The following is a 14721-nucleotide window of genomic DNA, read 5'->3' as shown; positions in this document are numbered from 1 at the left end:
GGAGCATTCAATGATTTTCGCTACATTCACCAAAAAGACTCTGGCGCTGGCCTTGCTGAGCATAGTCCCGGCGCTTGCAGCCGCTGCACCGCAGTCCAATGCCTGGCAGATGATGACGCGGGCCGATGCCAATTTTGTCGGCGATTGGATGCTGCGCCAGTCGATTGGCGCCGTCTATCCCGACGCGAACGCCTACTCGGCGCGGCTCACGCAGGCGCGACGTATCCTGGAACAGGAGTTGCCACACGTGGACAACTACCAAGGTTATCGCCACGCATTGAATCATTTTGTCGGCAGTTTTCAGGATATGCACCTGTCGGTTGCATACTCCTTGTCGCCCAACGCCTACCAATGGCCGGGTTTCTCTGCTGTCTATCGCAACCTGCGTTATTACACCGCCGCGAGCAAGGGCGCTATCGCGGACGGTCAGGAGATCAGCGAATGCGATGGCCGGCCGATGGCGTCTTGGGTCCGTGGCATAGCGACCTACGAACAAATGATTTTCGACCTCGAGTCGACCAACGCCGAGGCCGCACCGCTGATTTTCCGCGATGCCGGCAACCCCTTCTTGCCACGGCCGAAAAGCTGCACAATCGGCGGCAAGCAGATCGCGCTAGCGTGGGGTGCCATTCCGGCCAGCCAAATCAATGCTGCCGTGAACGCGCTTACGCCGCCATCCGATCGCCTTACCGCCATCAGCGCGTTCGGTGCCGACGGTGCCTGGGTACGGATGGGTATTTTCCTGCCCGGCACGCAGAACGAAGGCTTGGCGTTCAAGCAATTATTCGCCGAAGCGCCTGGCCTGCGCAGCAAGTCCGTCATCGTGCTCGATGTGCGCGGCAATGGTGGCGGTCCATACGAATGGTTTATGGGCTTCCTGCGCGCATTGTATGGCGGGCAGTACACCGATTATTACGCTCGGGCTCGCCTGGGAATCTCCGCCGTCTTCCGCCTCACGCCGGAAATCCTGGCGTATTTCAACGAGGACGTCGCCGCTGAAACAGATGCGCTCGTTCCGCCGCCGGATGGGGAGCGGTTCGATCCGCATAACACCGAGTTCGCAGCGGCACTGAAGGCAGGAAAACCGCTTCTGACGGCGCCGAAAAAAGCCTCCCAGATACCTCAGCCTGCGCAGGCACCCGCCAATCCGGTCAAGGCGAAAGTATATGTGTTGACCGACTACAGTTGCGCTAGCGCCTGTATCGCGTTTGTCGATGAACTCAAGCGCTTTCCAGGCGTCGAACAAATTGGCGTGGACACGTCGGTCGACTCCCGCACCGGAACGCCATTCGGCACACCGCTACCCAGCGGCAATGGGACTGTCTATGTGCCCGTCATGACGCGGGACGGTCGTGAGCGCGACGACAATGTGCCGCAAAAACCGACGCGCGTGTTTACTGGAAACATCAACGACACGGCAGCGGTGAAAGCCTGGCTACAGGCGGACGTTCTGCCGTCGCGTCCTTAGCTGCGGCGCGATCAAGGTCATAGACCGGGCGATGCGGGCGCGACCTCGGGCATCGTGCCAAAATACTCGACAAGTAACTCGGTCAGAATGCCGATCTTCTTCGAGGGATGCAGCCCGGGCGGCCGGACAACGTACGCTGCCGCCTGCGGTACCGGATAAGCCGTCATTACCTGGACAAGTGCGCCGGAGCGCAAGTGTTCCTGAACCAGCATGGCGGGCAGATAGCCGATGCCAAGGCCGGCGACCGTCGCCGCCACAAGCGCAGCCCCGTTATCGGCCTTGAATCGGCCTAGCGGACGCACCGTGATGGTTTTGTCGCCATCCAGGAAAGACCACGGTTCCGTGCCTTGCATCAGTGCCTGGTGGCCGAGCAGTTCTTCGGGTGTCGTTGGCGCCCCATGTGCCTTGATGTATTCCGGACTGGCCACGGTGACGCCATGAACAGGTCCAACGCATTTTGCTACCAGGTTCGAGTCCTGCAGCCAGCCCACCCGTATTGCGCAGTCAAAACCTTCTGCGATGAGATTGACCAGATGGTCGCTATAGCACGTGTGAATTTGCAGACGCGGATGGCGTCGCGCCATTTCCGCAAGCACCGGCGCGAAATGGGTCGGGCCGAACGTCAGTGGAGCGGCGATGCGCAGGCGGCCGCGCAGGTCGCCGGCGGGCGCGATCGTTTCCTTCGCCATATCGATCTCGGCGCAGATCTTGTCGGCCGACTGCCGGAACGCGGCGCCAGCTTCCGTCAACGCCGCGCCACGGGTGTTCCGGGACAGCAGCTGCACGCCCAATTCCTCCTCCAGCCGGTTGAGCCTGCGGCTGACGATCGACTTGGCCACGCCAAGCCGCAGCGCGGCAGCCGAGATGCCGCCGGCATCGGCCACTTCCACAAATGTGCGCAACTCTTCGATGTCCACTATAGCGTTCCTTTTATCTTGGTATGAATTTGAGCGTCGGCGACCGTCCCCGCGCAGGATCGGCACGGTCTCTCTTCTCTACACTTTACTCCTGGGGTCGTCAACGTCCGGAATAGTGCAGCGACGGTCGTGAAAACGCTAGTGCGGCATTGTATGTTTCTGTGTCGCCGATTGCGGAACGCCGGCTCCCGTTCCTGCCAAAGCGACACAGTTTCCCGCCCTGGTCGGCTACCAGATTGCATGCCGGCGCGCTACGATGAGTTGCGAGAACGAGACGAACGCTGCGCGCTACGACATGGCTGCGCACGGCTCTATTAAATAAATCGACATGGGGAATGGCAGTGAAATTAATATTAATGATCGGATTGATGACGGTGATCGGCTTCACCAATGCGCATGCGCAAACCGGGCAAGAGGCGTCCGGCGCGGACCTGATTGTGCACAATGCCAAGATCTTCACCGGGAACCGGGCGCAACCAGAGGCGTCGGCCCTGGCGGTCAGGAACGGCCGTATCTATTCCGTCGGCACCGACGCCGAGGTGCTGGGCTTGAAGAGCGCCAACACCCGGGTCATCGATTCCCACGGCCGGCGTCTTATTCCAGGTATCATCGACGCCCACACTCACGTGCTCAACGAGGGTGGCTACAACTACACGCTGCGCTGGGACGGCGTGCCGACGCTGCGCCGCGCCCTGGCCATGCTGGGTGAGCAAGCGAAACGCACACCGGAGGGCCAGTGGGTAAAGGTAGTGGGCGGCTGGTCGCCCTATCAATTCGCAGAAAAGCGCTTCCCCACCATCGATGAACTGCGCAAGGCCGTCCCCAACCGCCCGCTGCTAGTCCAGTACGCCTACAATCACGCCTACATGAATCAGCAGGCGATGGACGCCCTCGGCGTGGGCACTGACAAGTTTCCCACTGTGCCGGGGACGGTGCTGGAGAAGAATGCACAAGGCCAGTACACCGGCGTCGTCCACGGCAACACGTTCCTGTTCATCTCCATCGAAGCCATGGTTCCCCAACTCTCGTTCGACGAGGGTGTCAGCTCGCTGGTCCAGACGGTCCATAGCCTGAACCGTTTCGGGATCACTTCGATCGTCGATGCGGGCACTGGCAGCCGCGGCTATCCCAAGGCGCTGCCTACCGTGAATGCGCTGGCGCGCGACAACCGGCTCAATATCCGCATGCCCTTCATCGATATTCAGTTCGGCGCTGGCGCCGATTTCAACATGGTCGATGCGCAGATCGCTGCAATCACCAAGACCGCGCCGATCAGCCCGGGGCAAAACCTGCATCCACAGCTGGCGCACGGCCACGTCTACCAGGGCGCGGGCGAGTTGCTGTCCGCCGAGGTGCACGATCACGAAAATTTCGACCATCCGGCGGTGGTCATCGAACCTGCCAAGATGCGCGAACTGGTCGAACGCGACATCGCCAAACTGGTCGAGCGGCGCATTCCGTTCCGCGAACACATCAGCTACGACGAGAACATCACGCCTTTCCTCGACGCGCTGGAAAAGCTGAACCAGAAGACGCCACTTGACGGTTTGCGCTGGAGCATCGAACACGCCGAGACCATCAGCTCGGCCAACATCGCCCGGGTAAAGGCGCTGGGCGGCGGCATCGCGCTGGACACCAAGATGGCGCTGCACGGCGAGGCCTTCATCAAGACCTACAGCCGCGACAAGGCATCGCTGACCCCGCGCCTGCGCGAACTGGTCGACAGCGGCATCCCCCTGGCCATGACGACCGACGCCTTCCGGGCGGCGTCGTTCAATCCGTGGGTCGGGATCAGCTGGATGGTATCGGGCAACTCCATCTCCGGCACGCCACTGCTGGCAAAGAATAACCGTCTGTCGCGCATCGAAGCACTAGGATTGTTCACGCGCGGCGCCGCATGGTTCATGAATGCCGAATCCGAACTGGGCATGATCGCGCCCGGCCAGCTTGCCGACTTCGCCGTGCTCGACCGCGACTACTTTTCGGTGCCGGAGGACCAGATCAAATCCATCGCCTCGGTCCTGACCGTCATGGATGGCCGGGTGGTGTATGGCGCACAGGACTACCAGTCGCTGTCGCCGGTATTGCCAGAAATCCTGCCGGTGTGGTCGCCAATTAAACACTTTGGCGGCTATCCGCAATCGTGGTGATGTCGATTAACACCGGAAAAGCATGGCTCTGCCTGCCTTTGCTGCTGACGGCAACTGCCGCGCTGGCGCAGTTCCGTCCGTTGCGCTACGACGACGATTTCAGTGCGCAGCGCCAGGCATGCGCCGGAGATAACATCGCATGCTGGAAGGACAGGCCGATTGCCGAAGATGTGCGTCTAAGTGTTGGAGGCGATCTGCGCTGGCGATACGAGCATGCCGAAAATCCGCGTTACGGCGCCGATCCGCAGGACAAGTGGGGTGTGCTGATGCAGCGCGCTTCGGTTTTCGCCGACCTGCGATTGGGCGCGCACTGGCGCGGCTTCGCCCAGTTGGCCAGTTCCACTACCAACGGCCGCGCCGGCGGTCCAACGCCGGTGGATGAGGACCGGCTCGATCCGACCAACCTGTTCGTCGAATGGCGTTCGGCCGGTAGTGGAGGCGGCGTCGGCATGCGGGTCGGGGTTCAGGAGCTGCAGTTCGGCTCGGGCCGCGTCATCGACGCACGCGAAGGCCCGAACGTAAGGCGCAGCTTCGACGCGGTCCGCGCCTACGCGAGCGGCGACCGCTGGCGTGTCGACGCCTTTGCCGGGGCGCCACGGCAGAACCGTCAGGGAAGCTTCGACGACGCCCGCTCCCAGAGCCAGGCATTGCGGGGCGTGTATGCCACCCGCTTGGGCGGCGTCACGTCCTGGGACGTCTATCTGCTGCATTCCGAAGACACGGCCGCGCGCTACATTCAGGGCGTGGCGCACGAACGCCGCTGGTCGGCCGGCACCCGTGTCTTCGGCGCCCGCAAGGGATGGGACTGGAACGGCGAGTTTATCTTACAGGGGGGACGCTTCGGTAACGCCGGGATCCACGCCTGGTCGCTTGCCACCGATACCGGCTACACCTTCGACGACGTCGCAGGAAAGCCAAGGGCAGCCCTGTTGCTTGCCGTCGCCAGCGGCGACAAGGACCCGCATGACAACCGCCTCGGCACGGCCAATCCCATCTACCCGCGCGGAAATTATTTCGGCGACGAGGCGACGCTCGGGCCGCGAAACTTTTCCAACATCCACCCGGCGCTGAGCATGCGGCCGGTGCCGCAGGTACAGTTGAACGCCAGCCTGGACTTCTTCTGGCGGCAGAGCACGCGCGACGGCGTGTATACGCCGAACGGCATGCTGATCCGCGCCGCTGGCGAAAGCCGCGCCCGCTATGTGGCAACCATCGCATCGTTGGGCGCCACGTGGACGTTGGCCCCGGCTTGGTCGTCGACAGCGGTGGTTGCCTACGCTAAACCGGGCGCGTTCCTGCGCGAGACGGGCGCCAGCGATCCGCTGAGCTTTGTCAGCCTCAGCGTGCAATACCGGTTTTAAAAGCAATGCACACCGGCGTCGACCGAACCTGCGCCGCGATGATGGGGCAAGAAAGCCAAACCCTCGACAACCGTAGTCGTACCCACTTTCAATGGAGAACAAAATGAACCCTGTCAGCGAACTTGCCCCGGCGTCGGACGGCCCTCGCCGCGTGACCTATCGCACCCGCGGCCATACGCACGGCCCCATCACCCGCTTGATGAGTCCCTCGGATTTTGGTCGCCAGCTCAAGCCCTTTGTGTTCCTCGATCTGTTCGACCTGGACCTCCACGATCCGCGCGGCGGGCTAACCGTTCATCCGCATTCCGGGATCGCGACGATCACCGTGATCGTCGAAGGGAATTTGCGTTTCGACGATGCCATCGACGGCACCGGCCAGCTTGGATTGGGCGGATTTGAATGGATGCGCGCTGGTAACGGGGTGTGGCACGGCAAGGAACTCTCCGGCGGCACCTCGCCAACAGCGAAGGGCTTCCAGCTCTGGCTCGCACTGCCATCCGAGCTGGAGCACTCGGACGTCGACAGCCAGTATGTGGAAGCCCAGCACGTTCCGACCGTTGGGCCGGCGCACGTCATCCTCGGCAGCTACGACGGCGCGCGCAGTCCGGCGCGTTCGCCCGATGGCATCACCTACCTGCTGCTGAAACTGTCGGCAGGGACGTCCTGGACATTCTTGCCGCCTGCGGCGCAAACGGTCTCCTGGCTGGCGGTCGCCACCGGCGGGCTCGTCGGAGCCACACCTGCCGACGCGGGAGAAATGCTCATCTTCCAACAATCGCAGCAGCCGATCACCTTAGAGGCGAGCCCGACCAGCGACACCATCTTCGTGATCGGCTCGGCCGCGCCGCACCCGCATTACCTCCACCTGGGCAACTATTCAGTTCATACATCTGCCGATTCCCTGGCCCGGGGCGAGGCGAACATCGAACGCCTGCGCGGGCTTCTGGTCGAGGCTGGCGATCGTCGTAATCCCGACGGCAATATTCCGATTTTTCGCGGCTAGTGTGCGTATCCGCAGGCTATCCCACAGCATAAGAGCACACCATGAGCATCGTAAATTTTCCACCCCGCAATCCCTCGGCAGCGCTGGCTGCCTTACGCGGAAATCATGTCGGCATGCGCGTCCCGGACTTCGATGCGAGCGTGACTTGGTTCATCGAAAAACTTGATTTCCGCGTGGTTCATATCTGGCCGCACGAGGATTTGAGACTCGCTTACTTGGCGCCCGCCGACGACGAGTTCATGATTGAGATCATCGGCGACGGTACGCCGCAGCCAGTGCCGAAGCCGTCATGGAGCGATTTGGACGACAGCCTGCGTCTGGCCGGCTACCACCACACTTGTTTCAACGTAGCGAATGTCGAGGAGACCGTTGCCGAGCTGCGTCGTCGCGGCGTGCGGATTGTCGCCGAGCCATTCTCGCTGCCGGTGGTCGGTCGCAAACTGGCGTTCTTCGCCGACCCGTTCGGTAACCTGTTCGAGTTGGCAGAAGTCACCGGCTGATTCCGGAGCAATTCAAGCCGGCGCTGTTCAATCGATGCGCAGGACAGCCTTGCCCTTGAACCGGCGCTTCATCAGCGCACGCGCTACCTCGTCAATGTCATGCCAGGATTGTGTTCGATCGATGATCGACGTCAGCAATCCCGTCCGCAGTAGCGAGAGGAGCTGGTCGAGGTGCGGACCAGCGCCGCCGCTCTCGTCGCGGGTAAGCTCTTCGATCAGGAAGAAGCCGTAAAGCGACGTTCCGCCGAAGGCGCCGCCAGAACCCAAACGGAACAACTTCGCATCGAACGTCGTCAGTTCCTCGCCGCCGGCGTCGCCGAACTGCACGCACACGCCGCGGGGGGCCAGGCATTGCAGCAGGGTCCCTAACAATCGGCCCCCCACCCCATCGAGTATCAAATCGTATGGCCCCCGCCGCAACGCCTCGTCCTCGCCGATAGCGACGCAATCCGCACCCAGGCTGGACAACAACGACGCGTCGGCTTCCTTTCGAACGTAAGCTGTCACGTGGGCGCCGGCCACTGCCGCAAGCTGAATGGCGAACATCCCAACACCGCCAGTGGCCGCCGTCACCAGGACCTTTTGCGCGCGTCGCACGGGTTTTTTCGATAAGGCGAGCAGCGCCGTCACGCCCGCGACGGGTAACGTTGCAGCGACTTCGAGGCTCACTTCGTCGGGAACCGCCGCCAGCAAGCGCGGCGCCACAACGACTCGTTCGGCCCAGGACCCTTCAAATTTCAGGCCTGCCACGCGGTCTCCTTGTGTGAACGGCGATCCCGTCGGGGCGGACTCGACTATCCCGGCGAAGTCCCATCCTGGCCGATAGCCCGCAGGTGCTGCCAGCGCGCCGCGGATCTCGCCATTATTAAGTGAAAAGGCCTTAACGGCGACTGTCACCTCGGAAGACGTCGATTCCGGAGGGTCGCATTCGACAATCGATAGACGTTTCTCGCCGGCTTGCGCCGTTACAGTTACTGCTCGCATTTTCTTCTCCAATGTAAGTTGATAACGCGTAAATACGTCTTCGGGCTTACCCAACAGAATATCATCGCCCCTCCGCCGCGGCAGTATCGGCACCCGAGATACTGCTTCGCTCAAAGTGGAACAGATAGTTAATACGGAGTGACATTCGCGTTCCTGATTTCGCCCCACAGCGTGTCTTGAAATGACACTACCGCATCCACTGATAACTCAGCATAATCAGAATCGACACGATGCCCACCCCACAATTTTATGGAAAAGAAAACATGCAACCAACGTTAGAGAATTTCCCTGTCGGCATAGAGATTGACGTCGCTTACCCAAGCTTCAAAGTGAGCATCAAGCTCCTGTCGGTAACGCAACTGGAGTTCCAAATTAAGGAAGGACCGTTCGCCAGAACCGAGGTGGTCGATACACATGTCGTCCCCTTGGGGAACAGTCTTTTCGCGGTCAGCTGGCAAGAGCACGATGGCGCCACGGTGACGAACGTCCAGGACTATGATCGTGGACTGATCCATTCACACGCGGCCCTGACCAACGGTCAGTTTATGCGGATGACGGGGACATTCGAGGTTATCCGCCCAGCCGATGTCGAGAATGATCATCGCCCCGAGCGCAACAAGGCGCTCGTGCTCGAGGCAATGCTCTCACTGTTCCAGCGACGTGATGCGTCGGCGGTGGAGCGCTTCTACTCCCCTCATTACGTGCAGCACAACCCCAACATTGCGCAAGGGCGCGACGCGCTGCGGAAGTTGGTGTCCAATCTGTCGGAGGCGGTCTACTACGAACCCGGCCTCATCGTCGCCGAGGGGGACCTGGTTGCCCTGCACGGACGTATTCGCGGCTGGGCGGAGGAACCGCAAGTGGTGGTCGATTTGTTCCGGATCGAGAACGGAATGCTCGCCGAGCACTGGGACGTGCTGCAGGACGAAGTACCGCTATCGAAGGTCATGGGCGCTGTCTCCATGTTTGATCCAGCGGAAGGCGCGCGCGTCGCCTAATCTCCTGACAGCATGCGAGATACAAGAATTTTGGTGGTCAGCGACCGACCGGTGATGCGGCATGGCCTTGTGAGTATTATCTCCGCAGAACCGGCGATGCATCTCATCGGTGACATTGACAGCGAGCGCGCTGTGCTGGAATTTAACACCCGGTCGCAGCCCCATATCGTTATTATCGATGTCTGCAATCCGGAAACCTTTGCAACTGCGACCTTGAAAAAAATATGTTCGTCCGATACAGCGATGCGAATAATCATATTAACGTCCAGTCAGGATGGAACTTCCATCAAAAAATTCATTGAGGCGGGCGCCTATGCGGTTCTCCTGGTGAATATCTCGACTTCTGAGTTAATTGAAACAATTCGCGCCGTCTCTGCCGGCCGAAGGTGGATCGATCGCAGATTGGTGGAAAATCTGTGTTTTGATCTCGCACCGAAATTGAGCGGCCGGGAAGTCGAGGTGTTAGCGTGCGTGGCGCGGGGCCTTACGAATCAAACCATCGGTGAATTGCTGGGAATTGCAGTAAATACCGTGAAAGTCCATCTGAAAAATCTATTCTGCAAACTCGGTGCCAGCAATAGGACAGACGCCGTGATGATCGCCATCAAACGAGGCTTGCTTGAACTCTGAACCCACGGCCGGGCCCAATCAAAGATACCGTTCCGGACAATGAAGGACACCTCGTCGTGAAATGGGGCTACCGCGCGGTTATTCGCAACAGCATAATTCACTTCGCTAGTGGACATGTTTGAGTGCATGGAGCCTGGCGAAACCTTTCATTCACCCCAGCAGTTTAGGAAAAATAATGACTCTTCGTAACGGCCTTAACTCCCTCCTTCGTCCTGAAGATTCCATCCTCGTGCTGATCGACCACCAGCCATACCAGCTTGCGAACCTCAACAGCCACGAGCCGCAAATGGTAATTAACAATACCGTTGGTCTGGCCAAGGCTGCCAAAGCCTTCAATGTTCCTACCATTCTGACGACGGTGGTCGCAAGCCGGGGTGGACTGTTGTTTCCCCAGGTTACCGATGTCTTCCCGGGCCAGGAAATCATCGACCGTACCTTCATCAATACCTGGCAGGACCCCAACGTAGTGGACGTGGTCAAGGCCACGGGACGCAAACAATTGATCCTCGCCGGTCTGTGGACCGAAGTGTGCGTGGCGATGCCAGCGATCCAGGCCGCCGGCGAAGGCTGGGACGTTACCGTCATCACCGACGCATCCGGCGGCGTTTCTGTCGAGGCACATCAGATTGCCATTCAGCGCATGGTCGCCGCCGGCGTGAACGTGATGACATGGATGGCGCTGGCGGCGGAATGGCAACGCGATTGGGCCCGCGATTCGGCTGGCGCGATCACCGAAGTGCTCAAGCAGCATGGTGGTGGTAGTGGCATTGCCTACATCTGGGAACAGCAACTGCTCAACACGCCGGTTCCAGCCAACGCCGGTTGATTCACGCAGAGCCGCGAAAAGCGCCAGACGGCAGCTGTTCCCGGCTCTGCGTGCGCTCCCGTCTGATTACAGCGTACAGCGACGATCCGGGTCGGGGGATTTTAGGTGGATGAGATAGTCGGCGACGATGCCGTCGACACAAGCGTTTCCGCCGATGAGGGCCACGCCATGCTGTTCACCCTCGACGGTGAGCAGGCTGGCGCCAAGGGACCTGGCCAAACTGATACCGCCCTCGTGTGGCGTGGCCGGGTCGCGCGTCACCGACACGACCAACGTTTTGGGAAGACCTTTGATATCTTGAGCGTAGGGGTAGCCCAGCGTAGGTTTGACGGGCCAGTGTTCGCACAGATCTCGGGCCTGAACCGGCCGTCCGGTGGCAAGGAAAGGCGCGACGTCGAACACGGCGCGCTTGATCGCGCTCTCCTGCGCCGGAGTATGGCGCTCCTCGTCGAGACATTCGATCGCCAGCTGCGCTTCGGAACCATTGCCGTAGCTTCCATCAGGACTGCGCAATTGGGCCAGGTCGCGAAGAATCATTAAAGTTCTACCGTTTCCGGCCTTCAGGTCAGCAATGCCTCGCACTACCGCCGGCCAGCCCTCCTCGCTGTAAAGGGGAAGAACCAGGCCGCTCAGCGCTGCGGTATAGGTGAGCTTGCGCCCGTCCGCACCGGTGATCGGTTTGTCGATCAGCGGTTGCAGCAGTTGCTGAAAAGCGGCGGTAGCCTGCTTGGGATCGGTGCCCAGGGGACATCCGGGCGTCTTGGCACAAAAAGCGGCCATATTATCGAAACCGTGTTGAAAGCCCGCGAACTGCACAAGCCGGCGCGCGGCGGTGCCGGTGGTGGGGTCGACGGCGCCGTCAAGCACCATGGCTCTGACGTTCTGGGGGAACATTTCCGCATAGACGGCCCCGAGCCGGGTACCGTAGCTGCTGCCCGCGAAGCTGAGCTTTTGATCGCCAAGCACGGCGCGCAGCACGTCCATGTCGCGGACCACGTCACGTGTGCCAACGTGGGCCAGCACGTCCTCGCCGCCCGACCGTTGGGCACACTTGCTGTATAACTGGCGGGTTCCTTCCTCGGTATAGTCCTCGACCCCGGAGTTGAGCGTGGAGAGCGTCGCGCCGGCCTCGCGTTCGGCGTCGGTGAAACAATCCAGTGCCGGCGTCGATGCGCCGACTCCCCGCGGGTCGAACCCGATCAGATCGAACTGCCTGGTAATCGGACTATCAGCCAATGCGCGGGCCACGGTGGTCGCGTAGCTCATGCCGGAGAACCCGGGGCCGCCCGGATTAAGCAACAGGGAGCCGAGCCGGATGCCCGGGCCGCCCTTCGCCGCCACCTTTAGCAGTGCGATCCGAGCGCTTCTTCCGCCCGGGTTGGCGTAGTCGAGCGGTACTTCGAGGCGCGCGCACTTGAACTCCTTGTTCGCGAAGGCAATGGCGTCCGCACTGGTGGTAGCGTAACCATCACACGACCCGAAATCGAGCCGCTGACTGTAGAAGCGCGCCAGTCCCTCTGGAACAGTCCCGGGCTCCTGCGGCCGCACGGTGTCGGGCGAACCGCCGCAAGCGCCGAGCACAAGCGCCATGGCCGATAGGGATGCCGCCCTGATTATGTGCGGCTTTACTCGATAGGTCCGACGCAGACTAAATTTCTTCATTTATATGTCCTTCATCTTGAAAATCCCGGTACGCGACCTGGCGGTCGCTGGCGGGGCCCGGCCACGGAAACCAGTAGAACAGCTCAGCATTGCGTCATCGTGGGCTGTTCAACCGTGCAAGCTGGCAAATGCGCCCTACTGTTCTCGCGGCAGAATTCTTACGGGCCACATGGGCGTTAAATCTCAACGCGGTAGCAGCGAGGCCGCATGAACGAGGAATCGCGCCAGGTCGTGATATTCATAGCGCTGCGCCAGCGCCAGTGGCGTGAGACCGCTGTCCGACCTCAAATCAAGCGGCGCTCCAGCGTCCACCAGCACATGCGCGGCCTCCAGGTGGCCGTGCCATACCGCGTCGTGCAAAGGCGTGTAGCCGTTGTAGGGGCCCTGCGCATCGAGCTCGGCTTTTGTCGCGCCGCCCCGCGTCAGCACGCGCAACGCGTCGGCATGGCCGAAATAGCTGGCCTCATGGACTGGCGTGCCGCGCATTGTTCCGGTCACCCGGCGTATGTCCGCGTTGGCATTCAGCAGTAGCCTGACGATTTCCGTCTGTCCTTCGCGCGCCGCCAGCCCCAACGGGGTATAGCCATCATCCAGGCCGCCTACTGACGGCGCTCGCTCGTTAAGAGTCCTGCCCGCCGCGATTAAACGCATCACCTCGTCTATATTCCCTGTTTTGATCGCGGCGATCCAGGGAAAGGACTTCGTCCGCTCGCCATCCGCAGCGCTGCGAGCTTCGATCAGGTTTGCGATCGCCTCGAGGCCGTCCGATTTTGCCAGGTCCAGTGCCGTCTGTTGCGTATGGTTGCGAATTGCTGTCTTCGCGCCATGCTCCAGCAGCGCGCAAACCGCTTCCTCCTGCTTGTGCAACACCGAGTCCATCAAAGCGGTGTGCCCAAGTATCGGCGACTGTTGATCGATGAAGGCGCCATGCCGGAGCAATAGCGCGATGACATCGGCATTGCCCGATTGTGCCGCTTTATGCAGCGCTGTCGCTCCCATGCGCGGTTCCAGCGCCTGCGCTTCCGCGCCGGCGGTCAGCAATAGTTCCACCATCTGCGACTGGCCAAGACCGGCGGCAATCATCAGCGGCGTGAGCTGCTGTGCATTGCGCCCGTTGGGATTGGCGCCGGTACGCAGCAGACCGGTTACCGTCGCCAAATTGCCCTCCCGAATTGCAGTTTCCAACATGTTCAAACCTCCGCTTTACTTGATTCAATCGCTTTTAGGAACTTGATCAGTTCGGCATTGAGCCGATCTGCCGCCTCGTGCTGGATCCAGTGTCCTGCATTGTCCAGGCGGATGATGTCCATCAAGCCCGGCTGCACCTTTCTGGATTCTTCCAGCGTCGGGCCGTCGGGATGAAAGAATCTGCATAAGCCATCAGCTGCACCCCAGATATACAGCGAAGGCTGATGTATCAGCGCGTTCTTGAAAGTGGCGGTCAGGTCGAACGTCTTTTGCACGACACGGTAATAGTTCAGACCCGTGTCGAAACCGCTGTGTTCAAAGGCGCGTATCGTGCGCTGAAGGTAAGTCTGGTCGACCCAGTCCGGCACGGTGGCGGGTGCCGGCCGCAGCATGTGCAATTCAGGATTGACAGGATCCCACCGCTGGCCGGACGGTGGACTGGCGGAAAGCCAGTACAAAATGGCCGGAATCGAAGTCGCGGCGGGTTCGAAGCGTGCGCCCGCGTCCGGCTCGACCATACTCATGGAATAATAACGCCGCGCCAGACCCCGCTGGCGCAGCTGGTCCCACAGACTGATCTCGCCGCGCGGCGCGAATGGAATGCTCAGGCTGACGATCGCCCGGAAGCGGTCGGGGCGCATCACGGCGGCACGCTGCGCATAATCCGCACCCCAGTCGTGCCCGACCAGCACGGCTGTTTCCATGCCCAGCGCATCCAGCACCGCGACGAAATCCCCCACCACGTGCAGCGAAGTATAGAGATCGATATCAGCGGGCGCGTAGCTTTTGCCGAAGCCGCGCAGGTCGAGCGCCACCGCGCAATAGCCGGCCGCCGCCACGGCCTGCATTTGACACCGCCAGGTCTCGGCAGTGTCGGGGAAGCCGTGGCAAAACAGGACGGCCGGTCCGCGCCCCTGCGTGAGCACGTGGATCGTATGGCCATTGGCCGCTATGTCCATGCCTTGCGCGGGAGCGGACGGATGGCTTGCTGAGTCAACCTTGACGATATCATTTTGCATCGTGACACCTGCGAT

Annotated in this window: 13 protein-coding genes; 8 read left to right on the top strand and 5 right to left on the bottom strand. The window is 61.0% G+C overall.

Annotation, left to right across the window (positions count from 1 at the left end):
* Positions 1-10 precede the first annotated feature (10 nt).
* Positions 11-1468 carry a hypothetical protein gene (locus AC0IYS_RS10850; RefSeq protein WP_471705144.1) on the top strand — a complete coding sequence of 486 codons (1458 nt, stop codon included), beginning with the start codon at positions 11-13 and terminating at the stop codon, positions 1466-1468.
* 17 nt (positions 1469-1485) lie between these two features.
* Here AC0IYS_RS10850 and AC0IYS_RS10845 read toward each other — a convergent pair whose 3' ends face one another.
* A complete protein-coding gene (locus tag AC0IYS_RS10845; RefSeq protein ID WP_471705143.1) occupies positions 1486-2385 on the bottom strand; it encodes a LysR family transcriptional regulator in 900 nt (299 codons plus the stop codon).
* 341 nt (positions 2386-2726) lie between these two features.
* Here AC0IYS_RS10845 and AC0IYS_RS10840 point away from each other — a divergent pair, with 341 nt between their 5' ends.
* From AC0IYS_RS10840 to AC0IYS_RS10825, 4 genes are all read left to right on the top strand, one after another.
* The gene (locus tag AC0IYS_RS10840) at positions 2727-4535 is read left to right on the top strand and encodes an amidohydrolase (protein ID WP_471705142.1); all 1809 of its coding nucleotides are present in this window, start codon (positions 2727-2729) and stop codon (positions 4533-4535) included.
* Entirely contained in the window at positions 4535-5896 is a 1362-nt protein-coding gene (locus AC0IYS_RS10835) for an alginate export family protein (RefSeq protein ID WP_471705141.1), read from the top strand. Before AC0IYS_RS10840 ends, AC0IYS_RS10835 begins: the two co-directional genes overlap by 1 nt.
* 103 nt (positions 5897-5999) lie before the next feature.
* Positions 6000-6899, top strand: a complete 900-nt coding sequence (locus AC0IYS_RS10830; protein WP_471705140.1) for a pirin family protein — start codon at positions 6000-6002, stop codon at positions 6897-6899.
* Between the two features lie 41 nt (positions 6900-6940).
* Positions 6941-7399, top strand: coding sequence for a VOC family protein (locus AC0IYS_RS10825; protein ID WP_471705139.1), 459 nt, complete (start codon positions 6941-6943; stop codon positions 7397-7399).
* 27 nt (positions 7400-7426) lie between these two features.
* Here the strand turns inward: AC0IYS_RS10825 and AC0IYS_RS10820 are convergent, their stop codons facing one another.
* Positions 7427-8437: a zinc-binding dehydrogenase gene (locus AC0IYS_RS10820; RefSeq protein WP_471705138.1), complete on the bottom strand. Its 1011-nt coding sequence runs from the start codon at positions 8435-8437 to the stop codon at positions 7427-7429.
* 176 nt (positions 8438-8613) lie between these two features.
* Here AC0IYS_RS10820 and AC0IYS_RS10815 point away from each other — a divergent pair, with 176 nt between their 5' ends.
* The 3 genes from AC0IYS_RS10815 (at position 8614) to AC0IYS_RS10805 (ending at position 10837) form a co-directional block, all read left to right on the top strand.
* Positions 8614-9381: a nuclear transport factor 2 family protein gene (locus AC0IYS_RS10815; RefSeq protein ID WP_471705137.1), complete on the top strand. Its 768-nt coding sequence runs from the start codon at positions 8614-8616 to the stop codon at positions 9379-9381.
* A gap of 12 nt (positions 9382-9393) precedes the next feature.
* A complete protein-coding gene (locus tag AC0IYS_RS10810) occupies positions 9394-10011 on the top strand; it encodes a response regulator transcription factor (protein ID WP_471705136.1) in 618 nt (205 codons plus the stop codon).
* A 175-nt stretch (positions 10012-10186) separates the two neighbouring features.
* Positions 10187-10837: a hydrolase gene (locus tag AC0IYS_RS10805; RefSeq protein ID WP_471705135.1), complete on the top strand. Its 651-nt coding sequence runs from the start codon at positions 10187-10189 to the stop codon at positions 10835-10837.
* Positions 10838-10903: 66 nt separating this feature from the next.
* On the opposite strand, the gene AC0IYS_RS10800 is transcribed toward AC0IYS_RS10805, so the two are convergent.
* The 3 genes from AC0IYS_RS10800 to AC0IYS_RS10790 all read right to left on the bottom strand — a co-directional run bounded on the left by AC0IYS_RS10800 (position 10904) and on the right by AC0IYS_RS10790 (position 14706).
* Positions 10904-12499 carry an alpha/beta hydrolase gene (locus tag AC0IYS_RS10800; RefSeq protein WP_471705134.1) on the bottom strand — a complete coding sequence of 532 codons (1596 nt, stop codon included), beginning with the start codon at positions 12497-12499 and terminating at the stop codon, positions 10904-10906.
* A gap of 183 nt (positions 12500-12682) precedes the next feature.
* Complete coding sequence (locus AC0IYS_RS10795) at positions 12683-13687, bottom strand: ankyrin repeat domain-containing protein (RefSeq protein ID WP_471708843.1); 1005 nt, start codon at positions 13685-13687, stop codon at positions 12683-12685.
* A gap of 2 nt (positions 13688-13689) precedes the next feature.
* Positions 13690-14706: an alpha/beta fold hydrolase gene (locus AC0IYS_RS10790; protein WP_471705133.1), complete on the bottom strand. Its 1017-nt coding sequence runs from the start codon at positions 14704-14706 to the stop codon at positions 13690-13692.
* Between the last annotated feature and the right edge of the window lie 15 nt (positions 14707-14721).

The sequence above is a fragment of the Duganella sp. AC237 genome, assembly GCF_979254035.1.
The sequence above is the reverse complement of the archived record's forward strand: the minus strand, read 5'-3'. Positions and strand labels throughout refer to the sequence as shown.

What these genes read in the sequence shown, in the direction of transcription:
- AC0IYS_RS10825 (WP_471705139.1), top strand. Translation starts at nt 6,941, where the DNA reads ATGAGCATCGTAAATTTTCCACCCCGCAATCCCTCGGCAGCGCTGGCT.
- AC0IYS_RS10800 (WP_471705134.1), bottom strand. Translation starts at nt 12,499, where the DNA reads ATGAAGAAATTTAGTCTGCGTCGGACCTATCGAGTAAAGCCGCACATA.
- AC0IYS_RS10835 (WP_471705141.1), top strand. Translation starts at nt 4,535, where the DNA reads ATGTCGATTAACACCGGAAAAGCATGGCTCTGCCTGCCTTTGCTGCTG.
- AC0IYS_RS10810 (WP_471705136.1), top strand. Translation starts at nt 9,394, where the DNA reads ATGCGAGATACAAGAATTTTGGTGGTCAGCGACCGACCGGTGATGCGG.
- AC0IYS_RS10795 (WP_471708843.1), bottom strand. Translation starts at nt 13,687, where the DNA reads ATGTTGGAAACTGCAATTCGGGAGGGCAATTTGGCGACGGTAACCGGT.
- AC0IYS_RS10850 (WP_471705144.1), top strand. Translation starts at nt 11, where the DNA reads ATGATTTTCGCTACATTCACCAAAAAGACTCTGGCGCTGGCCTTGCTG.
- AC0IYS_RS10805 (WP_471705135.1), top strand. Translation starts at nt 10,187, where the DNA reads ATGACTCTTCGTAACGGCCTTAACTCCCTCCTTCGTCCTGAAGATTCC.
- AC0IYS_RS10790 (WP_471705133.1), bottom strand. Translation starts at nt 14,706, where the DNA reads ATGCAAAATGATATCGTCAAGGTTGACTCAGCAAGCCATCCGTCCGCT.
- AC0IYS_RS10830 (WP_471705140.1), top strand. Translation starts at nt 6,000, where the DNA reads ATGAACCCTGTCAGCGAACTTGCCCCGGCGTCGGACGGCCCTCGCCGC.
- AC0IYS_RS10815 (WP_471705137.1), top strand. Translation starts at nt 8,614, where the DNA reads ATGCCCACCCCACAATTTTATGGAAAAGAAAACATGCAACCAACGTTA.